Origin of the sequence: Streptomyces sp. NPDC006335, assembly GCF_040612795.1 — a bacterium.
Classification (GTDB): Bacteria; Actinomycetota; Actinomycetes; order Streptomycetales; family Streptomycetaceae; genus Streptomyces.
Genome location: NZ_JBEXQX010000002.1, coordinates 807,833 through 831,211, shown reverse-complemented (window position 1 = coordinate 831,211; position 23,379 = coordinate 807,833). Strand labels below are relative to the sequence as shown.

The window sequence follows — 23,379 nt, the reverse complement described above, 5'->3', positions numbered from 1 at the left end:
CGGACACCCTCTCTCCCGCATCCAACCACGTGTGCTTGGAAGGGCGCTCATTACCCATGGGTTACCCCGTCACGGGCGAGGTCAGACAGTCTCTCGACAGCACCCGGGCCAGCGCCTCCACGACCTCCGGAGCGTAGTCCCCCGCGGTGCCCAGGCGTAGCTCCTCGAGCGCGGTGAGCGGCCCCCCGGGTCCGGCGTCCCGTGCCTTCTCCTCGTAGGCGTTCACCGCCCGTACGATCCGCGCGGCCAGGGGCTGCTCCCGGCAGGGGTCGGCCTGCCGCTCCACGACCACGGCGACGGCCGCGTCGACGCCCGTCTGCCGTACGACGGCCCCGCCGAGGAGCGCGATGCGGCGCTGTTCGGCGAGGGGCAGGGCGGCGGTGGCGCCCGCGGGCACCGGGTCGACGAGGCTGAGCTGGCCGATGTCGTGCATGAGGGCGGCGTACTCCAGGACGGTGAGTTCGGGCCGGGACAGCCCCAGGTCACGCCCCACCTCGCGGCTGAGCGCGGCGACCCTGCGGGCGTGCCCGACGGGCGTGTACCCGGCGATCTCGGTGGCGCGGGCGAGGGAGGCGATGGTCTGCCGGTAGGTGGAGCGGACGGCGGCGTAGCGGCGGACGGAGAGCTGGGTGAGCAGCAGCGGCACGGAGAAGACGGGCAGCGCCCACAGCCCGGCGACGGCCACCGCGAGCGCCATCACGGCCCCGGTGGCGACGACGGCGGACCCGATGCCGAGCAGGGCCCGCAGCTCGTCCCTGAGCAGCGGGCCGAAGGGCCAGCGGGTGCGGGAGTGCGCCAGGGCGGCCGCGAGCACCGCGTCGCACAGCGCGGTGAGCGAGAGCAGGGCGAGCAGGAGCAGGGCGTAGGCGGGGCCGCCCCACTGGGTGAACGTCCCCTGGTTGTACAGGGGTTGGAAGCACACGGCGGCGAACCCGACGGTGAGGACGCGGCGGGCCAGCTGGTCGGCGGTCGGCCCCTGCCCGCGTCCGACGTGCGGCACGCTGCCGACCAGGGAGGCGGCGAGGACGACGGTGACGGCTTGAGTGACGCCGTGGTGCGTGGGCGCGCCGGCGTTCTCGCCGAGCAGGGCGTACGACAGCGCCCCGGCGGCTCCGAGCGGCGCGGCCTCCCTGACGTGCGGGCCGCTGCGCCGGTTGAGCTCACCCACGGTGATCAGCACACCGAAGGCGAGGGCGGTGCCGCGCTCCTCGAGGCCGGTCCACAGGACGAAGGCGAGGGAGCCGAGGGCGAGCAGGGCGGCGCAGGTGTGGACGAGGGTGAGGAGCGGCGACCGCCGTCGGGGTGACCTCGGGGCGCTCACCGGCGTACCCCCGGTCGCCACGCGACGGTCGGCCCGCTCACCGGCGTACCCCCGGCCGTCCCGCGACGGTCGGCCGGGGACGCGGCACACCGGCCTCGTCGGTCTCGTCGGCCGTGACCGCCGGACGCCAGCCGTCCCGGGCCAGCGCCTGGACGAGGGCCGTCACCATCCGTGGGTCGAACTGGCTGCCCGCGCACCGCTCCAGCTCCTCCAGCGCGGCCCCGACGGGCCGGGCCCGCCGGTAGGAGCGGGTGGACGTCATCGCGTCGAAGGCGTCGGCGACGGCCACCACCCGTGCCGACTCCGGGATCTGACCGCCCACCAGTCCGTACGGGTACCCGCTCCCGTCCAGCCGTTCGTGGTGGTGCAGTACGGCGGCCCGGGCCTCACCGAGGAAGGAGATGCCCCGCACCATCTCGTGCCCGTACTCGGGATGCAGTTCGATGACCCGCCGTTCCTCCGGCGTCAGCGGCCCGTCCTTCCTGAGCAGCCGGGTCGGCACGCCGAGCTTGCCGACGTCGTGCAGGATGCCGGCGAACCGCAGCACCTCGATCCGGGCGTCGTCCATGCCGAGCTCCCGCGCGATCATCATCGACGCCTGCCCCACCCGCTCGCTGTGTCCGCGCGTGTACTCGTCCTTGATGTCGACGGCCTGCACCAGCGCCCGGATGGTGGCCTGATGGGCCGCCCGCTCCCGGTGGTACTGCGCGAACACCCACCACGACACACACATCGGCAGCAGCACGAGCAACGCGGCGACGGGACCGTACGGACTGCGCCACAGCACGGCCATCATCAGCCCGGCCAGCCCGTGCACGGCGACGGGGGCGAGGGAGCGGAGGAACAGGCCGCGCCAGGCCCGCCGTACGGGAATCCTCTCGGCGAGCGCCAGGATCCCGCCGTCCAGCAGGCTCAGCACCAGGCAGAAGACGAGCACCGCGGCCCCGGCCGGGAGCAGCGCGTACGGGAAGTCGGCGGTCGCGACCGCGTCCCGGCCGCCCAGCGCCCCGTGCACCCGCGCCGCCGTCCACACGCTCACCGCGAGCTGTGCGGCCCGCCAGATCCGGCGCAGCCCGCGCGGGCGCCGCTCGACCGGGGACAGCAGCGCCCCCGGCAGCGCCACGAGGGCGGCGGCCGGGGGCGACAGCAGAAAGGCGCCGGCGAGCAGGACGGGATAGAAGGTGCCCGCGAACCGCCACCGTGCGGCCACCTGCTCGCACCCGGCGTACACCGCGGCGAGCAGGGCAAGAGCCCACCAGGGAGTGCGCACGGCCGACAGCGGCAACAGACAGAGCAGTGCGGCTACGGCGACACCGGCGACGTACGCACGCGCACGTGCCGGCACCGCCTCCATGTCCCCTCCAGCCCAGTCCGCACAGTTGCGAGGAGCCTAGGACGGCGGAGGGAGGCGGGGCGGGGTGATCACCTGCCGATTAGCACGTTCGAGTGAACGACGGCGGCTGCTCAGGACTCCTGCGGAGTCACCGGCGATGCCGTCACGTCGTGGTCCGGCACGGCCTGCCCGGAGCGGATCAGGTCGAGCCGCCCCAGGACCTTGGCGCGCAGGTCGGTCGGCACGTCGTCGTGACCGCAGCACCGCTTGACGAGCTTCTTCACGGCCTCTTCGAGGCCGTACTTCTCCAGGCACGGCGAGCACTCGTTGAAGTGCTGCTTGAACTTGGCGCGATCGACGTCCGGCATCTCGCTGTCGAGGAACTCGTAGAGATGATCGAGTACCTCGCTGCAGTCCGTCTCGTGCGGCTCTCCGCAGCTCATGAGCCCGAGCCTTTCGCTTCGTTCGACTCCCCGGCGCCGGCCGGGACGAGCCCGCGCTCGCGCGCGTAGTCCTCCAACATGCCGCGCAGTTGACGGCGGCCACGGTGCAGGCGGGACATCACCGTACCGATGGGTGTCCCCATGATGTCCGCGATCTCCTTGTACGCAAAGCCCTCTACGTCAGCGAGGTAGACGGCGATGCGGAATTCCTCGGGGATCGCCTGGAGCGCTTCCTTCACGTCCGAGTCGGGCAGGTGGTCGAGTGCCTGCGACTCCGCGGAGCGCAGACCGGTCGACATGTGCGACTCGGCACGCGCGAGCTGCCAGTCCTCGATCTCCTCGGCCGCGGAGCGCTGGGGTTCGCGCTGCTTCTTGCGGTACGAGTTGATGAACGTGTTGGTGAGGATCCGGTACAGCCACGCCTTGAGGTTGGTCCCCTCACGGAACTGGTGGAAGGACGCGTACGCCTTGGCGTACGTCTCCTGCACCAGGTCTTCGGCGTCGGCCGGGTTGCGCGTCATGCGCAGGGCGGCCGAGTACATCTGGTCGAGGAATTCGAGCGCGTCCCGCTCGAAGCGCGCGGTGCGCTCCGCAGTGGACTCCGTGCTCGCGCCCTGGCCCTCGGGCAGCTCCGCCTGGCCGTTGTCGGTCCCTGCGTCGATCCCAGTGACCGGACCCACCTCCTCAAGATTCCGGGCAGCACCGAGACCGGTGCCACCGGAATTGGAGGATAGACGACTACCCGTCCCGGCCGCCCCTCGAATAGGGGTGGTCTTGGCCGCATGCAGCACCGTCCAGTCCAGGTCAGCACGGCTGCTTCGGCTCGGGCAGAAGGTCGAACCCATGCGGCGGACTTCCTCTCTACGACGGTCCGCGCTGTGTCTTCAGCGCTTCTGTCCGCCTCAACAGAGGTCCGCGGCTCAGCATTCCCGGGGCTTCACCCCAGTGACCCGACCCACTTCACGACCGCGTCCGTGATGACCGTCACGGCCTCGTCCTGGGTGATCTCCGCCCGCTTCGGCACGGCGAAACCGTGATCGCCGTAGGGCACCTCGACCAGATCGAAGGAGCCGGCCGGGAACTCCTCCGGCCTCCCGAACGGGTCGTTGCCGCCCTGGACGACCAGGGTGGGCACCCCGGATCCGAGCAGTTCGTCGGCGCGGGACTTCTCCGGCTTGCCGGGCGGGTGCAGCGGGAAGCCGAGGGCGAGGACGGCGGCGGCGCCCAGCTCCACGGCCGTACGGCAGGCGACCCGGGCGCCCGCGCTGCGCCCGCCGGAGATCACCGGCAGGCCGGGCTTCAGCAGAGCGGGCCACAGGCCCCGCCATCCCACGTCGAGCGTCTTCGGGGCGGGTGCGAGCTTCTTGCCGGCCACCCGCCAGGGCTGCTCCACCAGCGCCACGCTCACCCCGTGGCCGGGGAGCACCCGGGCGAGCGCCTGGAGGTCCCGTGCCTCGACGCCGCCGCCGGCACCGTGGCTGACGGCCAGCACGAGCCGTGCCTTCCGCCGTGCTGGATGCCAGGTGATGCGGGCGTCCCCCGCCTCGGTGCTGATGATCTCGCTGGTCGTCACGCTAGAAGAGTGTGCCCTCTTCGGGCCCCTCCAGCTCCTTGAGCAGCTCCGGGCCGTTGTTGCGGACGTTGCTGACGGCGGTGGAGACCGGATAGGCGCGCATGAGCCCCTCGGGCGGGGCCGCCAGCAGGGAGCGCAGGTCCTCCACGTCCGTTCGGGAGGGGTCGAGCCAGGTGTCCCAGCGGTCCGGGGTCAGCATCAGCGGCATCCGGGGGTGGATGTCGGCGAGGGAGCGCGGGCCGTCGGCCGGGGAGACGGCGAGCGGGCCGGTCTCCGCCTCGGTGGTGATCACCGAACAGGTCGCCCACCAGGCCTGCGGGTGGTCGTCGGGCAGGGTCTTGTCCCGCCAGAACTCGTACAGCCCGGCCATCGCGAACACCGAACCGTCGGCGGGCAGCACGAAGTAGGGCTGCTTGCGCGGTCGCTTCTTCTTGCCCTCGACCTCCAGCTCCCGCTCGCCGGTCCCGGTGACCCACTCGTAGTAGCCGTCGGCCGGGATGATGCAGCGGCGGGTGGCGAAGGCCCTCTTGTACGACGGCTTCTCGTGCACGGTCTCCGCGCGCGCGTTGATCATCCGGGCCGCGCCCTCGGGCGTCTTCGACCAGCTCGGGACCAGCCCCCACTTCAGCTTCCGCAACTGCCGAACCGGCCGGGGGTCCTCGACGTCCCTGAGAGGACGGTCGAGGACGGCATAGACCTCCTTGGTCGGGGCCACGTTGTAGTCGGGTTCCAGGGTCTCCTCGGGTTCCCACTTCTCGATCTCAAAGATTCCTGCGAGATCCTCGGGCCCACGACTGGCTGCATACCGTCCGCACATACGTGCCACACTGCCAGACTCCGTACGACGAGAGGGAGCCACCGGGAAACATGGACACCAGCACAGCGACCTCTCTCTGGGACGAGCTCACCGGCCTCCAGCCCGACCCCGACCTGTGGGTGGTGCTGGCCACCCTGGCGGCGGCGCTGGCCATAGTGGTCCCGCATCCGCTGTGGCGGCTCTCGCGCAACGCCATCACCATCGCCCACGAGGGCGGCCACGGTCTGGTCGCCCTGCTGACCGGACGCCGGCTCACCGGCATACGGCTGCACTCCGACACCAGCGGACTCACGCTCAGCCGGGGCAAGCCGCACGGCCTCGGCATGATCCTCACCGCGGCGGCCGGCTACACCGCTCCCCCGCTGCTCGGCCTCGGCGGCGCTGCCCTCCTGGCCGCCGGCCGCATCACCCTGCTGCTGTGGGCGGCCACGGCCCTGCTGGTGGCGATGCTGGTGATGATCCGCAACGCGTACGGGGCGCTGACGGTGGTGCTCACCAGTGGGCGGCCACGGCCCTGCTGGTGGCGATGCTGGTGATGATCCGCAACGCGTACGGGGCGCTGACGGTGGTGCTCACCGGCGGCACGTTCGTGGTGGTGTCCTGGCTCGCCGGGCCCCAGGTGCAGGCGGCGTTCGCGTACGCGGTGGTGTGGTTCCTGCTGCTGGGCGGGGTGCGTCCCGCTTTCGAGCTACAGGCGAAGCGCACGAGGGGCGGGGCGGGTGATTCGGACGCGGACCAGTTGTCCCGCCTGACGCACGTGCCCGCGGGACTGTGGCTCTTCCTGTTCCACGCGGTGAGCCTGTGCTCACTGATAGGCGGCGGCAGGTGGCTGCTGGAGGTGTGACCGCCCCTGGTCGGCGTGTCACGGGCGCACGGCCGCTCCGAACGGCGCCGCACCGAAGACACCGCCCCTACTAAAGTGGCCCTATGGCTTCGAACCCCTCAGACACCGCCCTCTGGCCCGCCCCCCATGCGAGCGCAGCCGTCGACGCGACGGTCCACGTACCGGGGTCGAAGTCAGTCACCAACCGGGCCCTCGTCCTGGCCGCCCTCGCCAGCGAGCCGGGCTGGCTCCGCCGCCCCCTGCGCTCCCGCGACACCCTCCTCATGGCGGCGGCCCTCCGCGAGATGGGCGTGGGCATCGAAGAGGGGGTCGGCCCCGACGGCACCGGTGAGACCTGGCGTGTCCTGCCGGCGGGCCTGCGCGGCCCCGCCACGGTGGAGGTCGGCAACGCCGGCACCGTCATGCGCTTCCTGCCCCCTGTCGCCGCGCTGGCCGACGGCCCGATCCGCTTCGACGGCGACCCGAGGTCGTACGAACGCCCCCTGCACGGTGTGATCGACGCCCTGCGCGTCCTCGGGGCGCGGATCGACGACGACGGCCGTGGCGCGCTGCCGCTCACGGTGCACGGCGGGGGCGCCCTGGACGGCGGGACGGTCGAGATCGACGCGTCCTCCTCGTCCCAGTTCGTGTCGGCGCTCCTGCTCTCCGCCCCGCGCTTCAACCAGGGCGTCGAGGTCCGGCACGTGGGCTCGACGCTGCCGTCGATGCCGCACATCCGGATGACCGTGGACATGCTGCGCGCGGTCGGCGCCCAGGTGGACACCCCGGAGTCGGGCGGCGAGCCGAACGTGTGGCGGGTCACACCGGGCGCCCTGCTGGGCCGGGACCTCACGATCGAGCCCGACCTCTCCAACGCCCAGCCGTTCCTGGCGGCGGCCCTGGTGACCGGCGGCAAGGTCGTCGTCCCGGACTGGCCGGCCCGCACCACCCAGCCCGGTGACCGGCTGCGCGAGATCTTCACCGAGATGGGCGGTTCCTGCGAACTCACCGACTACGGCCTGGTGTTCACCGGTTCGGGTGCGATCCACGGCATCGATGTCGACCTGGGCGAGGTGGGCGAGCTGACCCCCGGCATCGCGGCCGTGGCGGCCCTCGCGGACTCCCCCTCCACTCTGCGCGGGGTGGCCCATCTGCGCCTGCACGAGACGGACCGGCTGGCCGCGCTCACCAAGGAGATCAACGAACTCGGCGGTGACGTCACCGAGACGGCCGACGGCCTGCACATCCGCCCCCGCCCCCTGCACGGCGGGATCTTCCACACCTACGAGGACCACCGCATGGCGACGGCCGGCGCGATCATCGGCCTCGCGGTCGAGGGGGTGCGCATCGAGAACGTCGCGACGACCGCCAAGACCCTGCCGGACTTCCCGGACCTGTGGAGCGGGATGCTCGGGAGCGAGAAGGCGTAGGGGACGCGCGCCATGCGCCGCTACGGCAAGCACACCGACGAGGACGACATCCGCAGCCGCCCCAACCGCAAGGGCAACCGGCCGCGCACCCACATCCGGCCCAAGCACGAGGACGCGTCCTGGGGCATGGTCCTCACCGTCGACCGGGGCCGGCTGACCGTCCTCGTGGACGACCGGATCGTCATGGCCATGAAGGCCCGCGAACTGGGCCGCAAGGCCGCGATCGTCGGCGACCGGGTGGCCCTGGTCGGCGACCTGTCAGGCCAGAAGGACACCCTCGCGCGGATCGTCCGCATCGAGGAACGCACCTCGGTCCTGCGCCGCACCGCCGACGACGACGATCCCTACGAGCGGGTGGTCGTCGCCAACGCCGACCAACTCGCCATCGTCACGGCCCTCGCCGACCCGGAACCCCGCCCCCGCCTCATCGACCGCTGCCTGGTGGCGGCCTTCGACGGCGGGCTCACCCCGCTCCTGGTCATGACCAAGTCGGACCTGGCCCCGCCGGACAAACTCCTGGAGCTCTACGGCGACCTGGACATCCCCTACGTCGTCACCAGCCGCGAGGAGCTGGAGAGCGGCGCCGCGGTCAACCGGGTGCGCGAGCAGCTCGACGGCAAGATCACGGCGTTCGTCGGGCACTCGGGCGTCGGCAAGACGACCCTGGTCAACGCGCTGGTCCCGGAGGACCGCAGGCGCTTGACCGGCCACGTCAACGCGGTGACCGGCCGCGGCCGGCACACCACGACGTCGGCGCTGGCGCTGCCTCTGGCGGGCGACGACGGCTGGGTGATCGACACCCCGGGCCTGCGGTCGTTCGGGCTGCACCACGTGGATCCGTCCCGGGTGATCCACGCGTTCCCCGACCTGGAGCCGGGAACCGAGAACTGTCCGCGCGCGTGCAGTCATGACGAGCCGGACTGCGCGCTGGACGAGTGGGTGGCCGAGGGCCACGCCGACCCGGCCCGCCTGTACTCCCTGCGGCGGCTGCTGTCGACGCGGGAGCGGACGGAGGGGGACTGACCTCCGCGTTGTTTGGCTGTACGCGAGTTCGGTAAGTGCATACTCGCACCGAGCCGGACATACGGGAGGACAGCACATGGCGTGGCTGCTGGTGGTGGTGGCCGGGTTGCTGGAGACCGGTTTCGCCGTGTGTCTGAAGCTTTCCCACGGTTTCACCCGGCTGTGGCCCACGATCGCGTTCTGCATCTTCGCGCTCGGCAGCTTCGGCCTGCTGACCCTGTCCCTGAAGAAGCTGGACGTCGGCCCCGCCTACGCCGTGTGGACCGGCATCGGCGCGGCGGGCACCGCGATCTACGGGATGATCTTCCTCGACGACCTGGTGTCGACGCTGAAGATCGTCTCGATCAGCCTGGTGATCATCGGGGTGATCGGACTCCAGTTGTCGGGCTCGTCGCACTAGGCGCGTTCACGCGTACTGCCGGTGCAGCGCGCTCCGCACCAGCTCCGCGACCCCGCCCTCGCCCGGCGGGGCCGCCACGCAGGACAGCGCGAGGCGGACGGCGAGTTCGCAGGAGCGGGCGAGGTCGGGCACGTCCGACTTGTGGACGCCGGGTCCGGCCAGGACCAAGACGGCGCGGTCGCGCACCAGTGCCACGAAGTCACCGGGTGTCGGCAGCGGTCCGTCGGCCCGGCGCTGTGCCGGTACGGCGGAGGAGGACGGTACGGCCGTGAGCGTCGGCGACGGCAGCCGCTCGCTCCAGCAGCCGGTGAGCATGGCTCGCACCAGCGCGTTCTCCCGGGCGGAGGCGGTGGTCCACTCGGCGGTCGCGGTCAGCCGCTCACGGGCGTCGCCGTGCGCGGTGAGCGCCCGGTCGACGCCGACGAGGTAGCCGTCGGCCTCTCGTCTGACCAGCGCGCGGGCCAGCCCTTCCTTGCTCCCGAACTCGTTGTACAGCGTCTGCCGGGACACTCCGGCCGCCGCCGCGACGTCCACCATCCTCACGGCGGACCACGGCCGGCGCGCCAACGCCGCGTAAGCGGCATCCAGCAGAGATTCCCGCGCAGCAGGCATCATCGCCTCCCAGGGAGCAAGCAGCTCTGCGCCCAGATTTGACGCGTGCGGGGGCACTGTCAAGGGTTCGCGAGGGCATGCGCCCGCGCAGGGGGCACGGAGAACGGCGCGACCGGCCCCCGCCGGCCCGCGGTCGGCGCCCGACCCGCCCCGGCGCGCCTTCGCACTGTCCACACTGCGGCCCTGGTAGCCCCGTACAGGCACCCCCGGATACCGTTCGGGCATGCCGGACTACCTCGACGACCTCCGCCTCGCCCACGTCCTCGCGGACGCGGCCGACGCGACCACCATGGACCGCTTCAAGGCACTGGACCTCAAGGTCGAGACAAAGCCGGACATGACCCCGGTCAGTGAGGCGGACAAGGCCGCGGAAGAACTGATCCGCGGCCACCTCAAGCGCGCCCGCCCCCGCGACGCCGTCCTCGGCGAGGAGTACGGCGTCGAGGGCACCGGCCCGCGCCGCTGGGTCATCGACCCCATCGACGGCACCAAGAACTACGTCCGGGGCGTGCCCGTCTGGGCCACCCTGATCTCCCTGATGGAGGCGGCGGAGGGCGGCTACCAGCCCGTCGTCGGTGTGGTCTCCGCCCCGGCCCTCGGCCGCCGCTGGTGGGCCGCGAAGGGCAACGGCGCCTTCAGCGGCCGCAGCCTCACCTCCGCCTCCCGCCTGCACGTCTCCAAGGTCGGCAAGCTCACCGACGCCTCCTTCGCGTACTCCTCGCTCACCGGCTGGGAGGACCAGGGCCGACTGGGCGGTTTCCTGGACCTGACCCGCGAGGTGTGGCGCACGCGCGCGTACGGCGACTTCTGGCCGTACATGATGGTCGCCGAGGGCTCGATCGACATGTGCGCGGAACCGGAGCTCTCCCTGTGGGACATGGCGGCGAACGCGATCGTCGTCACGGAGGCCGGGGGCACCTTCACCGGCCTCGACGGCCGCCCCGGCCCGCACAGCGGCAACGCCGCCGCCTCCAACGGACTGCTGCACGACGAGTTCCTGGGGTACCTCAACGAGCGCTACTAGGCCCCGGGGAGCGCGGCCAGGACCCGGAGCGCTCCCGGGCAGCACATCTGAGCGCGCACGCCCTCAATCGGCGGCGCGCGCCCTCTTGTTGACCCTCGCTTTACCTGGGACTCTGAGGGGACCCTCATTTGTGAACTTGTGAACCAATGAACGAACTCATTGGTTCCCAGGAGGTGACTGCGAACCCATGCTCGTCCGCGACGCCATGAGCACGGTGGTCCTCACCATCGGCCCCGCCCACACACTCCGCCAGGCCGCCGCCCTGATGTCCGCCCGCCGGGTGGGCGCGGCCGTGGTCCTCGATCCCGACGGCACCGGCACAGGCATTCTGACCGAGCGCGACATCCTGAACTCCGTAGGGCTGGGCCAGAGCCCGGACTCGGAGTACGCCCACGCCCACACCACCACCGACGTCGTCTTCGCCACCCCGACCTGGACCCTGGAGGAGGCCGCGCAGGCGATGGCCCACGGCGGCTTCCGGCACCTGATCGTGCTGGACGACGGCGAGCCCACGGGCATCGTCTCGGTGCGCGACATCATCCGCTGCTGGGCACCGGCACGGCAGCGCGTACCGGCCACCACCGGTTCGTCACATTAGACTCAATCCAAATCGAGCAGCTCTCCAAACTCACACCCGTTCGGATTCTGGTCTCCGGCTGTTAGGCTGGAGAGCATGAGCGACCTTCTGGAACGACTGCGCGGCCGTGGCTGGCGGATGACCGCACAACGGCGCGTCGTGGCCGAGGTCCTCGACGGCGAACACGTCCACCTGACGGCCGACGAGGTCCACGCGCGCGCCGTGGCCAAGCTGCCCGAGATCTCCCGGGCGACCGTCTACAACACGCTGGGCGAGCTGGTCTCCCTCGGCGAGGTGCTCGAAGTCGCCACCGACAAGCGCGCCAAGAGGTACGACCCGAACGCCCACCGGCCCCACCACCACCTGGTCTGCGCCCAGTGCGGCGCCATCCGGGACGTGCACCCCACGGGCAACCCGATGGCCGACCTGCCCGACTCCGAGCGGTTCGGCTTCACCGTCTCGGACGTCGAGGTGACGTACCGGGGCGTCTGCCCGAACTGCGCGGCGGCGTAACAGCCTTCACCGAAGCCCCGGCATCCCTCGCGGACGCCGGGGCTTCGTGCTGCCGGAGACGGTGGACCAAGGCCTGTACGAGGAGGCGGCGGGCCATCGCCCCTGGAAACACCGAGGGCCGGAACCCTTTCGGATTCCGGCCCTCGGCCTTCAGTAGCGGGGACAGGATTTGAACCTGCGACCTCTGGGTTATGAGCCCAGCGAGCTACCGAGCTGCTCCACCCCGCGTCGATGAATGCAACGTTACGTGATGGGTGAGGCCAGAGGCAAATCGCTTTGCCGAGGCCCACCTCACACCCCGTTACGCCGACAGTTCCTCACGCAGCGCGTCCCGCAGCCGGGCCGCCCGCTCGGACACCTCGGCCGGCCCCAGGGCCACCGCCCGGTCGGCCCACCGCTGCCCCTCGGCCAGCTCGCCCCGACGCGCGTAGACCAGGGCAAGCCGCAACGCCGCCCGTCCGTGCCCCGCGTCGGCGGCCCGGGCCCACCACACGGCGGCCTCCGGCTCGCTCCCCTCCCGGGCGAGCAGCAGACCCAGGTTGAAGGCGCCGTTGCGGGACCCCGCCTCCGCGGCCTCCCGGTACCAGCGAGCCGCCTCCACGACGTCACCCCGGGCGGCGGCGAGCATGCCCACCCGCACCTGGGCACGGCGGTGCCCCTGGGAGGCCGCCCGCTCGTACCACTCCTCGCACTCGCTCTTCTCCTCGTGCACCGGCTCCCCGAGCGTGTGCGCGGGCACCGGTGGGCGCCGGGCGTCCAGCACGGTCGCGAGCCGGTACGCGGCCTCCGCGCTGCCGCCCCCCGCCGCGCATCGAAGGTGCCGCTCGGCGCCGGCCTCGTCCCCGTCCCGCAGCCGGGCGATGCCCACCTGGAGCGCGGCCTCGGTGTGCCCGGCGGCGGCGGCCCGCTCGTACCAGCGCAGGGCGACGGTCTCCTCGCCCCGCCCGGCGAAAAGGATGCCGAGGTTGAACGCGGCGTCCACGCTCCCGGCCTCCGCGGCCTTGGAGAACCACGGCTCGGCCCCGGCCGTGTCCCCGCCCTGGAGCAGCAGGATGGCGAGCGCGTTGGCCGCCTCCCGGTGCCCCGCGTACGCGGCCCGGCGGTACCACTGCTCGGCCTGCGCGGTCCGCCCCTGCTCGGCGCAGAGCAGCCCGAGGTTGTACGCGCCGTTGTCGTCACCGGCGTCCATCGCCGCCCGGTACCACCGCTCGGCGGTCTGCGACTCGCCGCGCTCGGCGTGCAGGGCGCCCAGCGCGTTGGCGGCGTTGCCGTCCCCGTCCTGGGCGGCGCGCAGCCACCACACGGCGGCGCTCTCGGTGTCGCCGGCGTCCCGCAGCAGGAACCCGAGCGCGCAGGCGGCCCGCGCCTCGCCGTCCTTGGCGGACGTCAGGTACCAGCGCCCGGCCTCCTTGAGCGCGCCGCGCCGCTCCAGGATCGCCCCGAGGTGCAGCGCGGCCCGGCGGTGACCGCGCGCGGCGGCCTGCCGGTACCACAGCTCGGCCTCGGCCCCGGCGCCGTGGTCGTCCCCCACGTCGCCCTCGGGACCCAGTCGGCGGTCGAGTGTGCGGGCCAGCCGGTAGGCCGCCTCGCGGTGGCCCCGCTCGGCGGCGATGCGCATCCACTGCTCGGCGCCCGCGTCCCCGCGGTGTTCCAGCAGGTCGGCGAGCGCGTAGGCGCCCAGCGCGTGTCCCTGCTCGGCGGACTGGCGCAGCCAGTACTCGGCGGCGGGCTCGTCGCCGCGCTCACGGTGGTGGCGGCCGAGCGCGTGCGCGGCCGCGGCGGACCCGGCGACGGCGGCGATCCGCCACCAGCCGGCGGCGTCGTCGGCGTATCCGCGCTGGTGCAGCAGGACGCCGAGGTTGTTGGCGGCGGCCCGGTCGCCGGCGGCGGTGGCGGCACGCAGGTGGGGCTCGGCTCCGTCGAGATCGCCGCGGCGCAGCAGGAGGGCGCCGAGGACGCTCATCGCCTCGACGTCACCGGCTTCGGCGGCCAGGCGCTGCCGGACCTCCTCGGCGGCGTCGTCAGTCGCCTCCCCGGCCCCGTCCCGCCCGGAAGGTTGCACAAAACGCCCTGTCTCGAACAGAGTTGCCTTGTCCCCCATAACGTCCATCGTCGCACCACCTGCAACCTGGGTACACCTGGTATACCGCAGCCAGTGAGGTCACTTCAGCGTTTTGTCGACATGCCCACAGAACGACAAGTGAAACACAGTTCCCCCCAACTGCCCCCGGTGGCACGGCCATCGCTTTCTCGGCACATGCGTTCGCACATCACGAAGGCCCGGATCCTGAAAAGGATCCGGGCCTTCGTTTCCAGTAGCGGGGACAGGATTTGAACCTGCGACCTCTGGGTTATGAGCCCAGCGAGCTACCGAGCTGCTCCACCCCGCGCCGTTGTGTTGCAACCGTATCACGGCGCGGGATGGGCGTTCGACCAGCGGCTGATCAGCCGCTGGGACTGCTGCTCGGACTGCTGCTGGGACTGCTCCTGGGGCTCGGACTGCCACTGGGCTTGGCACTGCTGCCGCTGCCCTTGTCCGCCGCGGACTGCGCGTCCTCGGCGCGCTTGAGCGCGTCCTCAAGGTCCGCCTGGGCCCTGCCGTACGCCTCCCAGTCGCCCTTCTTCAGGGCTTCCTGGCCGGCCTCGAAGGCCTTCTGGGCGTCGTCCAGCGCCTGTTGGACCGTCGGGTTGCTGGAGGTCGGCGGCGGCTTGGTGGTGTCCCCGCCGTCGTCTTCCGGTGGCGGAGTGGTCGAACCGTCCGCTCCGAAGACCTTGTTCAGGGCCTCGTCGAGGGTGTCCTCGAAGGCGGTGTTGCCACCGTAGGTCACCAACACCTTCCGCAGCAGCGGGTACTTGAGTCCACCACCGCGTACGTAGACCGGCTCCACGTAGAGCAGTCCTCCGTCGAGCGGCACCGTCAGGAGATTGCCGTACTCCACATTGGAGTCGCCTCTGTTGAGGAGGCTGATGGTCTCGGCGATGTCCTGTTCGGAGTTGAACTGGCTCTGCACCTGTTTGGGTCCGTTGACCGTGGTGTTGGTCGGCAGTTTCAGGATTCTGATCTTGCCGTAGTCAGGGGTGCCCGCCTCGGCGTCGACCGACATGAACGCGCTGAGGTTGTCCCGGCCGTTGGGCGTGAACGTCGTCGTGAGCGAGAACGCCTGTGCCGTCTGGTCGGGCATCTTCATGCTCAGGTAGTACGGCGGCACCGCGTCGCCCGACTTGTTGGTCGGGTCGTCCGGCACCTGCCACACCTCGCTGCCGCTGAGGAAGGTGTCCGCGTCCTCGACGTGGTAGCGCGCCAGCAGCTCACGCTGGACCTTGAACAGGTCCTGCGGGTACCGCAGATGGGCCATCAGGTCGGTGGAGATGTCCTTCTTCGGCTCCACCGTGCCCGGGAACGCCTTCATCCAGGTCTTGAGGACCGGGTCCTTGGTGTCCCACTGGTAGAGCTTGACCTCGCCGGTGTACGCGTCGACGGTCGCCTTCACCGAGTTGCGGATGTAGTTGACCTGGTTCTGCTGGGCCACCACCGCGCGCTGGTTGTTGGTCGCGGTCAGCGAGTCGGCCGTGGTGTCACCGAGGGTCGTACGCGAGGAGTACGGGTAGCCGTTGGTCGTCGTGTAGGCGTCGACGATCCACTGGATCTTGCCGCCCACCACCGCCGGATAGGCGTCGCCGTCGATGGTCAGCCAGGGGGCGACCGCCTCGACGCGCTGCTTGGGCGTGCGGTTGTACAGGATCCGCGAGCCCTCGCCGATCGCTCCGGAGTAGAGGATCTGCGGCTCGCTGAACGCCACCGCGTACGCGGCCCGGTTGACCGGGTTGGCGAGGTTGACCCCGCTCTTGGCCTCGTAGCTGTAGGTCTTCTCGCCCGAGTCGTCGGAGTAGTCGATCTCCTTCTGGGGACCGCCGACGATCGAGTAGGTGGTGGTCTTCTCGCCGTAGTAGACGCGCTGCTGGTACGTCCCGAGGTCGCCCTGGGAGGGCAGGTTGGACTCGGTGAAGACCGGGCGGCCCTCGTCGTCGGCCTCGGTGCCCTTGGCGGCGACCACGCCGTAACCATGGGTGTAGCGGAAGTGGTCGTTGATCCAGTTGTTCTTCGGGATGCCGGCGAGGTTCAGCTCGCGCAGCCCGATGACCGTGTCCTGGTCCTTGCCGTCCTTGCTGTACCGGTCGACGTCCAGGTTGGTCGGGAACGCGTAGTAGTTCCGCATCTGCTGGAGCTGCTGGAACGTCGGCGAGACCACGTTGGGGTCCACGACCCGGATGCTCGCCGTGGCGTCGACGTCGTCGCGCAGCTTGGTCTTGTCCGTGGTGGTGGGCTTGCCGTCGTACTCGGTCACCGAGGCGTCGTCGATGCCGTAGGCCTCACGCGTCGCCTTGAGGTTCTTCTCGACGTACGGCGCTTCCTTGGCCTGCTCGTTCGGCTGGACCTGGAACTTCTGGACGATCGCCGGGTAGAGCCCGCCGATGAGGATCGCCGAGAGCACCATCAGGCCGAAGCCGATCACGGGGAGCTGCCAGGTGCGCCGCCACAGGGTGGCGAAGAACAGCAGCGCGCAGATGACGGCGATGCAGAACAGGATGGTCTTGGCCGGCAGATAGGCGTTGGCGTCGACGTACCTGAGGCCGGTCCAGCTGTCGGTCGCCTTGAAGTCGCTGGACTTGACCGCGAGGCCGTACCGGTCGAGCCAGTACGCGACGGCCTTCAGGGCGACGAAGACGCCGAGCAGCACCGACAGGTGGCCGGTCGCGGCGGCCGTGGCCCGCGCGCCCGGGGAGGTGATCCGCAGACCGCCGTACAGGTAGTGGGTGAGCGCGGCGGCGATCACCGAGAGGATCGCGGCGGCGAAGCCGAAGCCCAGCAGGAACCGGTACCAGGGCAGGTCGAAGGTGTAGAAGGAGATGTCGAGGTGGAACTGCGGGTCCTTCTGGCCGAAGGAGACGCCGTTGACCCACATCAGCCAGGTCCGCCACTGACTGGAGGCGGAGGCGCCGGCGATCAGGCCCACCAGGGAGACGATCCCGATCAGCAGCCACTTCTTGTAGGGCGCGATGCCCATGCGGTAGCGGTCGAGGTTCTGCTGCTCCATCGACATGGCGCTCAGCGGCGGGCGCAGCCGGTGGGCCAGCCAGATGTTGAAGCCGACCGCGAGGGCCATCAGCAGGCCGAAGACGAAGAACAGCCCGATCTTGGTCCACAGGGTGGTGGTGAACACGGACGAGTAGTTCACCGAGCGGTACCAGAGCCAGTCCGTCCAGAACCCCGCGAACATGGTGAACGCCATGCCGAGGACGGCAAGGACGCCCAGGGTCATGAGCAGGGTCCTGGCACGCCGGGACGGGCGGCCCACTCTCATCCGCGGCCCCGTGGGGCCTCCGCCGCGGTCCGGCATCTGGAAAGCCAAGGTGCGCACCTCGAAGTTCGCTGTCGATCCGTCAGACCCTCGTGTTCGCGGGCCCTGGGTGGCCCCCCGTGATCGCGGGCCCACACCTATGCAACTTACTCACCGTTTACTCGGTTCCCGATTCCGGTGACGAACGAGGCAGGATTGTGACCATGTCCAACACCCCCATGGCGGCGAGCCCGCTCACCCGGGCCGTACTCGAGATCGACGAGTACGCCTCCGGCCTCGGCTGGGACCAGCCCGCCCGTCTTTTCGCCCTCGTCGACACCGCCCGGCTGCGCGCCCAGGAACCCGCTCTCGCGAGCCAGCTCGGTCTGCAGGACGCGCAGGCGCCCTCGGGCTTCACCCCCATCGAGCAGGACGAGATCCCCGCGGGCAAGCCGCTCGACGAGTTCCTCGGCACCATCGCCTGGCCCGACGCGGTCGTCGGCTGCGCGCTCACCGTGGAGCGCCTGATGCTGCCGCCGTCCGCCGAGGCGTCCGTCCCGCAGGGGCTGAGCGAGGCCAAGCTGGCGAAGTGGGTCGCCGAGCACCCGGACCGCCAGGAGGTTCGCATGACGGTGGCGGTCCTGCGCGACGGCACCCGCGACTCGGCCCTGCGGCTGCGCGAGAAGGACTCCCCCACGGAGGTCCTCACGGGCGGTGACCTGGTGCCGGGCCTGGCGGAGGCGCTGTCGGCGACGTTCGAGGAGTAGCCGCCGCGGCTATCCCTTGGTGCACTTCGGCAGGTCGGACGTCTTGCCCTCGCGGATGTCCTTGAGCGCGCCGAGGGCGTCCTCGATGGTGTTCACCTTGACGAGGGTGAGCCCGCCCGGGGTGTCCTTGGCGGCGGCCGCGCAGTTGTCGGCGGGCGTCAGGAAGTACTGGGCGCCCTTGTCGCGGGCGCCGACCGTCTTCATCTCGATGCCGCCGATCGGGCCGACCTTGCCGTCGTCGTCGATCGTCCCGGTGCCGGCGACGAACGTGCCGCCGGTCAGGCTGCCCGGGGTGAGCTTGTCGTAGATGCCGAGCGCGAACATCAGACCGGCGCTCGGGCCGCCGACGTCGGCGAGCTTGATGTCGATGGTGAACGGGAAGGTGTGGTCGGTCCCGGCGGCGATCCCGACGATGGCGCGCTTCTCGCCCGCGTCGTCGGACGCCCTGGTCGTGATCGTCACCTTCTCGGTCTTCGTGGCCGCCCTCTGCGCCTTCTCGGCGGCGGCCTGCTCCTTCGCGGGCACGATCGTGAACACGACGTCCTGGCCGGGCTTGTGCTTGGTCACCAGCTTGGCGACGTCGCCGGGCGCCTTCACCGCCGCACCGTCGACGGCCTTGATCACGTCACCGGCGTGCAGCCTGCCCTCGGCCGGGGAGCCCTTGACGACGGTGGAGACGATCACCCAGGACTGCACCGGGACGTCCAGTTCCTTCAGCGCGGCGACCTTGGCGCTCTCCTGGGACTGGCTGAACTCCTCGGCGTTCTCCTGGGTCGACTGCTCCTCGGTCTTGCCGTCCGGGTAGAGCGTGTCGTGCGGGACGACCTTGTTGTCGTGCGCGAGCCAGCCGTACACGGCCTCGACGAGGTTCATCTTGTAGTCGGCGCTGGTGACCCGGACGGTGGTCATGTTCAGGTGACCGCTCGTCGGATACGTCTTGCGTCCGGAGATCCGCAGCACCGGCTCGCCGCCGTGGTCCCCGAGGGTGTTCACCGTGGGGCCCGGTGACATCTCGGCGTAGGGCACGTTGATGAAGACTCCCGCGCAGAGAAGCGCGATCAGCATCAGGGTGGAGGCGAGCATCGTCGCGGTGCGGCGTGGCATGGCACGACAGTACGGGACGCCCCTGTCAGACCTTCGTCAGGGCGGCGCCGTCGAACGGACGTCAGGTGCCGGAGTGCGACTTCTCCATCGCGGCGCGGAAACGGGCGTACCCGTCGAGCTCGGGGCCGTCGCTGCGCGCCTTCCGGGTCCGGTTGGCCCAGCTGCCCCACAGCCCGCCGACGACCGCGGCCAACAACGGAATCAACAACCAGACGAGCGCCCCCATGTCGACCTCCCGACCCCACACGTGCGCGACCGCAGAAACTGACTGATCAGCAGATTAACCATCCGCACGGACAACGCTCACGCCAGGGGTGCGGTTACGCAACCGGAGGGGTGAAGGAAGGGTTCAGCAGGCGCCGACCCATTCCTCCGTACCGTCAGAAAACGTCTGGTGCTTCCAGATCGGCACCTCGTGCTTGAGATCGTCGATCAGTTTCCGGCAGGCCTCGAAGGCCTCGCCCCGGTGGGGGCAGGAAACGGCGACCACGACGGCGAGGTCTCCGACGCCGAGATCGCCGACGCGATGCACGGCGGCGAGGGCCCGCACCGGGAACTCGGCGACGACCTTCTCGGCGACCCGTCGCATCTCGGCCTCGGCGCTGGGGTGGCACGAGTACCCGAGCTTGTCGACGTCGGCGCCCCCGTCGTGGTTCCTGACGGTCCCGACGAACAGGGCGGTCCCCCCGGCCGCGTCTTCCCCGACGGCGCGGAAGACCTCGTCGAGGGAGAGGGGCGTGTCGCGGATCGCGATCAACCTGATGGGGTCCTGCGCGGCCTGCTCGCCGGGATGCTCGTTGGTGGGTGCCATACGTCCATCGTGCCGCACGTCCGAACCCAGGGGGAATGGAGCTATCGCCCGGCACACGCACGTGCGCGATTGGAGACTCGTACAGTCGGCCTACTGAGGCACGGGGAACTGCGCGACCAACCCCCACCGGCCCGCAGCCGCCGTACGACCGTCTCAGATCCGGCGCCGCGCCTTCCGGGCCCGCCGCACCACGGCCGCCGCACCCAGCAGCGCGACCGTCGCTCCCGCCGCACCCGCCGCCGTCGCGTCCTTGCGCCCCAGCCGCCGTCCGGCGACCGTGTGCCGTCCGGCGACCTCCTCCAGCAGCTCCGCGAGGACCTCCTCGTTGGTCCACCGCGGCCGCCACCCGGCGTCGTGCAGCCGGCTCCCGCTCACCACCCAGGGATACATCGTGTACGCGAGATCCCCGGCGGGAGACGGCGTCAGTCCGATCCGGTGCAGCCGGGCCGCGGCCCCCAGCGCGACCGCCGACGGCAGCTCCATCCGGCGGATCCCGCTGAGCTCCTCGATCTCCTCCTGCTCCAGCCAGCCGTCGCACCCGACGGCGAGCTCCCCGTCGACCTTCTCCAGGACGGCGTGCTCCAGGGCGCTGCACAGGTCCTCGACATGGCAGAACTGCCAGGCGGGCCGGGACCCGGCCACGACCAGCAGCCGCGGTGACTCGAAGTACCGGGTCAGAGCGGTGTCGGTACCGCCTCCCACCAGCACGGCGGGCCGTACGACGGTGACGTTGAGCCCGGGGTGCGCCCGGGGCGCCCGCCGCGCGAGCCGCTCGATCTCCAGCAGGTCCCCGACCCCGGTCGCCTCCGCGGTGGCGCGCAGCTCGGCGTCCTCCGACAGGGGCAGTTCGTTGTCGGGAAGGGCCCCGTAGACCATCGCGGAGGTGCACAGCACGACCCGGTGGACGCCCGCGGCCGCCGCGGCCGTCAGCACGGTCTGCGTCCCGCGCACGTTGTAGGCCGTACGGGCCGCGGGGTCGGTCTCCAGGTCGAGGTCGAGCGCCAGATGGACCACGACATCGGCCCCGCGCAGCTTCTCCGCGATGGCCGGATCCCGTACGTCCAGGATGTGCCACTGCGCGGCCGCGCACTCACCGCGCCGCTCGTCGAGCGCGATGACCTGCTTGATCTCCTCCGAGGCGGCGAGCCGCTCGGTGAGCATCGCTCCGACGCCGGACGCGGCACCGGTGACCGCGACGACTGGCCCGCGCGTGGCGGGATTGGTTGACTGGTTTCGCGCTGCGCGAACCTGCGGATCAGGGGAACTCACCGGGCGTCTCCAGCGGTTGTCTTCAGTAGGAACGCGAGTGACGCGTACGTACCAGGTGGCATCCATCCTGCCGCAGGCGGAGAGTCGGCGGAGCACCGAGGCCCGAACGGCCGTCGGTGTCTACGCTGGGGGGTGTTATCGGGCAGCCGCGCCGCCGGAGGCAACCGGTGGCCTTACCAGCCGAGGAATCCCGTGAGTGACACCCCATTCGGATTCGGCCTTCCGCCGGAGGAGCCGGACGACGGCGACGAGGGCAAGAAGAAGGACCAGCAGAGCGGCGGTGGTCAGGGACCGGCCAACCCGTTCGGTTTCGGCGGTCTGCCCGGAGCCGGAGGCTTCGGCGGCCCCGGCGGTCCTGGTGCCGACAATCCGCTCGCTGCCATGTTCGGATCGCTGAACCCCACCGACCTGGGCGCCGCCTTCCAGCAGCTCGGCCAGATGCTCTCCTACGAGGGCGGCCCGGTGAACTGGGACATGGCCAAGCAGATCGCCCGCCAGACCGTCTCCCAGGGCACCGCGGACGGCACCAAGGACGCGAGCATCGGCCCCGCCGAGCGCACCGCGGTCGAGGAGGCCGTACGCCTGGCGGACCTGTGGCTCGACGACGCGACGTCGCTGCCGTCCGGGGCGGGCTCCGCGGTGGCGTGGTCCCGCGCGGAGTGGGTCGAGGCGACCCTGCCCGCGTGGAAGGAGCTCGTCGACCCGGTCGCCGAGCGGGTCGGCACCGCCATGGGCGACGTCCTGCCGGAGGAGATGCAGGCCATGGCGGGCCCGCTGATCGGCATGATGCGCTCGATGGGCGGCGCCATGTTCGGCACCCAGATCGGGCAGGCCGTCGGCGTCCTCGCGGGCGAGGTCGTCGGCTCCACCGACATCGGCCTGCCGCTGGGCCCGGCCGGCAAGGCCGCGCTGCTGCCGGTGAACATCGAGACCTTCGGCAAGGACCTGGGCGTGCCCAAGGACGAGGTGCGGCTGTACCTCGCCCTGCGCGAGGCCGCCCACCAGCGCCTCTTCACGCACGTGCCGTGGCTGCGCTCGCACCTGTACGGCGCGGTCGACGGGTACGCGCGCGGGATCAAGGTCGACACCGCCAAGCTGGAGGACGTGGTCGGCCAGTTCGACCCGCAGAACCCCGAGCAGCTCCAGGACGCCCTCCAGCAGGGCATGTTCCAGCCGGAGGACACCCCGGAGCAGAAGGCGGCCCTGGCCCGTCTGGAGACGGCTCTGGCGCTCGTGGAGGGCTGGGTGGACGCGGTGGTCCACGCGGCCGCGAAGCCGCGGCTGTCGTCCGCCGACGCGCTGCGCGAGACCCTGCGCCGCCGGCGCGCCTCGGGCGGTCCGGCCGAGCAGACCTTCGCCACCCTGATCGGCCTGGAGCTGCGCCCGCGCCGACTGCGGGACGCCTCCCGGCTGTGGGCCTCGCTCACCGACGCGCGCGGTGTCGACGGCCGTGACGGCCTGTGGGCCCACCCGGACATGCTGCCGACCGCGTCCGACCTGGACGACCCGGACGGCTTCGTGCACCGCGAGCAGCTCGACTTCTCCGAGCTGGACAAGATGCTCGGCGAGGCAGCCGACGGCTCTGGCGGAAAGCCCGACCTGAAGAAGGACGACCTGAAGAAGGACGACGACACCGAGTGAGCCTTCATGACGACGCCGTCCTGGTCCTCAAGGGATACGAGGACCAGGCGGAGCTCCGCCAGGCCTACCTGGACCATCTGGCGGCCCACCCGGACGGCATGTGGAAGGCCTGCGAGGAGGGGCACATCACGGCGAGTGCCCTGGTCGTCGACCCGGAGCGCGGCCGGGCTCTGCTGACCCTCCACAAGAAGCTGGGCATGTGGCTGCAGATGGGCGGCCACTGTGAGCCGGCCGACACCTCCCTGGAGGCGGCGGCCCTGCGCGAGGCGACGGAGGAGTCCGGCATCCCGGGCCTGACACTGCTGCCGGGCGGCCCGGTGCGCCTGGACCGGCATCCGATCCCACCGCCCTGCCACTGCCACCTGGACGTCCAGTACGCGGCAATCGCCCCGTCGGGCGCCGTGGAGACGATCAGCGACGAGTCGCTGGACGTACGGTGGTTTGCCTACGACGAGGTCGCGGACGTGGCGGACGACTCGGTCGTACGTCTGCTGGAAGCCACGCGCGCGCGGCTGTGAGCTTTCTCTCGGCACATGTGTAAGGGGCGCCCGCCATTGGT

22 protein-coding genes, 2 tRNA genes and 1 pseudogene are annotated in these 23,379 nt (G+C 71.2%); 10 read left to right on the top strand and 15 right to left on the bottom strand.

Features of this window, described 5'->3' with window-relative positions; genetic code table 11:
• Nucleotides 1-61 precede the first annotated feature (61 nt).
• From ABZ098_RS09715 to ABZ098_RS09690, 6 genes are all read right to left on the bottom strand, one after another.
• Entirely contained in the window at nt 62-1,321 is a 1,260-nt protein-coding gene (locus tag ABZ098_RS09715) for an HD domain-containing protein (RefSeq protein ID WP_356588941.1), read from the bottom strand.
• Between the two features lie 37 nt (nt 1,322-1,358).
• Nucleotides 1,359-2,675, bottom strand: a complete 1,317-nt coding sequence (locus ABZ098_RS09710) for an HD-GYP domain-containing protein (protein WP_356588939.1) — start codon at nt 2,673-2,675, stop codon at nt 1,359-1,361.
• A gap of 110 nt (nt 2,676-2,785) precedes the next feature.
• Nucleotides 2,786-3,097 carry a mycothiol system anti-sigma-R factor gene (gene rsrA, locus ABZ098_RS09705; RefSeq protein ID WP_356588937.1) on the bottom strand — a complete coding sequence of 104 codons (312 nt, stop codon included), beginning with the start codon at nt 3,095-3,097 and terminating at the stop codon, nt 2,786-2,788.
• The gene (sigR, locus tag ABZ098_RS09700) at nt 3,094-3,777 is read right to left on the bottom strand and encodes an RNA polymerase sigma factor SigR (protein ID WP_053847920.1); all 684 of its coding nucleotides are present in this window, start codon (nt 3,775-3,777) and stop codon (nt 3,094-3,096) included. Before sigR ends, rsrA begins: the two co-directional genes overlap by 4 nt.
• A 257-nt stretch (nt 3,778-4,034) precedes the next feature.
• Nucleotides 4,035-4,670 (bottom strand): alpha/beta family hydrolase, encoded by a 636-nt coding sequence (locus ABZ098_RS09695; protein WP_356588935.1) that lies wholly within the window; start codon nt 4,668-4,670, stop codon nt 4,035-4,037.
• Between the two features lies 1 nt (nt 4,671).
• Nucleotides 4,672-5,487 (bottom strand): SOS response-associated peptidase, encoded by an 816-nt coding sequence (locus ABZ098_RS09690; RefSeq protein ID WP_356588933.1) that lies wholly within the window; start codon nt 5,485-5,487, stop codon nt 4,672-4,674.
• 50 nt (nt 5,488-5,537) lie between these two features.
• On the opposite strand from ABZ098_RS09690, the pseudogene ABZ098_RS09685 reads away from it, so the two are divergent.
• The 4 genes and pseudogenes from ABZ098_RS09685 (at nt 5,538) to ABZ098_RS09670 (ending at nt 9,163) form a co-directional block, all read left to right on the top strand.
• Nucleotides 5,538-6,331: pseudogene (locus tag ABZ098_RS09685) on the top strand (M50 family metallopeptidase).
• An 83-nt stretch (nt 6,332-6,414) separates the two neighbouring features.
• On the top strand, nt 6,415-7,740 hold the full coding sequence (gene aroA, locus ABZ098_RS09680; protein WP_356588931.1) for a 3-phosphoshikimate 1-carboxyvinyltransferase: 1,326 nt from the start codon (nt 6,415-6,417) through the stop codon (nt 7,738-7,740).
• Between the two features lie 12 nt (nt 7,741-7,752).
• Nucleotides 7,753-8,763, top strand: coding sequence for a ribosome small subunit-dependent GTPase A (rsgA, locus tag ABZ098_RS09675; protein WP_356588929.1), 1,011 nt, complete (start codon nt 7,753-7,755; stop codon nt 8,761-8,763).
• A 76-nt stretch (nt 8,764-8,839) separates the two neighbouring features.
• Complete coding sequence (locus ABZ098_RS09670) at nt 8,840-9,163, top strand: multidrug efflux SMR transporter (RefSeq protein WP_125189792.1); 324 nt, start codon at nt 8,840-8,842, stop codon at nt 9,161-9,163.
• Between the two features lie 6 nt (nt 9,164-9,169).
• Here ABZ098_RS09670 and ABZ098_RS09665 read toward each other — a convergent pair whose 3' ends face one another.
• On the bottom strand, nt 9,170-9,778 hold the full coding sequence (locus ABZ098_RS09665; RefSeq protein ID WP_356588927.1) for a TetR/AcrR family transcriptional regulator: 609 nt from the start codon (nt 9,776-9,778) through the stop codon (nt 9,170-9,172).
• A gap of 220 nt (nt 9,779-9,998) precedes the next feature.
• On the opposite strand from ABZ098_RS09665, the gene hisN reads away from it, so the two are divergent.
• The 3 genes from hisN to ABZ098_RS09650 all read left to right on the top strand — a co-directional run bounded on the left by hisN (nt 9,999) and on the right by ABZ098_RS09650 (nt 11,889).
• Complete coding sequence (gene hisN / locus ABZ098_RS09660; protein WP_356588925.1) at nt 9,999-10,799, top strand: histidinol-phosphatase; 801 nt, start codon at nt 9,999-10,001, stop codon at nt 10,797-10,799.
• 187 nt (nt 10,800-10,986) lie between these two features.
• On the top strand, nt 10,987-11,397 hold the full coding sequence (locus ABZ098_RS09655) for a CBS domain-containing protein (RefSeq protein ID WP_356588923.1): 411 nt from the start codon (nt 10,987-10,989) through the stop codon (nt 11,395-11,397).
• 75 nt (nt 11,398-11,472) lie between these two features.
• On the top strand, nt 11,473-11,889 hold the full coding sequence (locus tag ABZ098_RS09650) for a Fur family transcriptional regulator (protein WP_037720110.1): 417 nt from the start codon (nt 11,473-11,475) through the stop codon (nt 11,887-11,889).
• Nucleotides 11,890-12,043: 154 nt separating this feature from the next.
• On the opposite strand, the gene ABZ098_RS09645 is transcribed toward ABZ098_RS09650, so the two are convergent.
• The 4 genes from ABZ098_RS09645 to ABZ098_RS09630 form a co-directional block, all read right to left on the bottom strand.
• Nucleotides 12,044-12,117 (bottom strand) — tRNA-Met (locus ABZ098_RS09645).
• Nucleotides 12,118-12,190: 73 nt separating this feature from the next.
• The gene (locus tag ABZ098_RS09640; RefSeq protein ID WP_356588921.1) at nt 12,191-13,999 is read right to left on the bottom strand and encodes a tetratricopeptide repeat protein; all 1,809 of its coding nucleotides are present in this window, start codon (nt 13,997-13,999) and stop codon (nt 12,191-12,193) included.
• 206 nt (nt 14,000-14,205) lie between these two features.
• Nucleotides 14,206-14,279 (bottom strand) — tRNA-Met (locus ABZ098_RS09635).
• Nucleotides 14,280-14,333: 54 nt separating this feature from the next.
• Nucleotides 14,334-17,288, bottom strand: coding sequence for a UPF0182 family protein (locus tag ABZ098_RS09630; RefSeq protein WP_356589391.1), 2,955 nt, complete (start codon nt 17,286-17,288; stop codon nt 14,334-14,336).
• A 164-nt stretch (nt 17,289-17,452) separates the two neighbouring features.
• Here ABZ098_RS09630 and ABZ098_RS09625 point away from each other — a divergent pair, with 164 nt between their 5' ends.
• Nucleotides 17,453-17,995 (top strand): PPA1309 family protein, encoded by a 543-nt coding sequence (locus tag ABZ098_RS09625; RefSeq protein WP_356588919.1) that lies wholly within the window; start codon nt 17,453-17,455, stop codon nt 17,993-17,995.
• Nucleotides 17,996-18,004: 9 nt separating this feature from the next.
• On the opposite strand, the gene ABZ098_RS09620 is transcribed toward ABZ098_RS09625, so the two are convergent.
• The 4 genes from ABZ098_RS09620 to ABZ098_RS09605 form a co-directional block, all read right to left on the bottom strand.
• Nucleotides 18,005-19,099: a PDZ domain-containing protein gene (locus tag ABZ098_RS09620; protein ID WP_356588917.1), complete on the bottom strand. Its 1,095-nt coding sequence runs from the start codon at nt 19,097-19,099 to the stop codon at nt 18,005-18,007.
• A 61-nt stretch (nt 19,100-19,160) separates the two neighbouring features.
• Nucleotides 19,161-19,325, bottom strand: a complete 165-nt coding sequence (locus ABZ098_RS09615) for a hypothetical protein (protein WP_356588915.1) — start codon at nt 19,323-19,325, stop codon at nt 19,161-19,163.
• Between the two features lie 123 nt (nt 19,326-19,448).
• Nucleotides 19,449-19,910, bottom strand: coding sequence for a molybdenum cofactor biosynthesis protein MoaE (locus ABZ098_RS09610; RefSeq protein WP_356588913.1), 462 nt, complete (start codon nt 19,908-19,910; stop codon nt 19,449-19,451).
• A gap of 153 nt (nt 19,911-20,063) precedes the next feature.
• Nucleotides 20,064-21,179, bottom strand: coding sequence for an SDR family oxidoreductase (locus ABZ098_RS09605; RefSeq protein ID WP_356588911.1), 1,116 nt, complete (start codon nt 21,177-21,179; stop codon nt 20,064-20,066).
• A gap of 192 nt (nt 21,180-21,371) precedes the next feature.
• On the opposite strand from ABZ098_RS09605, the gene ABZ098_RS09600 reads away from it, so the two are divergent.
• Together ABZ098_RS09600 and ABZ098_RS09595 are read left to right on the top strand one after the other, a co-directional pair.
• Nucleotides 21,372-22,820 (top strand): zinc-dependent metalloprotease, encoded by a 1,449-nt coding sequence (locus ABZ098_RS09600; protein ID WP_356588909.1) that lies wholly within the window; start codon nt 21,372-21,374, stop codon nt 22,818-22,820.
• A complete protein-coding gene (locus tag ABZ098_RS09595) occupies nt 22,817-23,338 on the top strand; it encodes an NUDIX hydrolase (RefSeq protein ID WP_356588907.1) in 522 nt (173 codons plus the stop codon). Before ABZ098_RS09600 ends, ABZ098_RS09595 begins: the two co-directional genes overlap by 4 nt.
• Nucleotides 23,339-23,379: the final 41 nt, after the last annotated feature.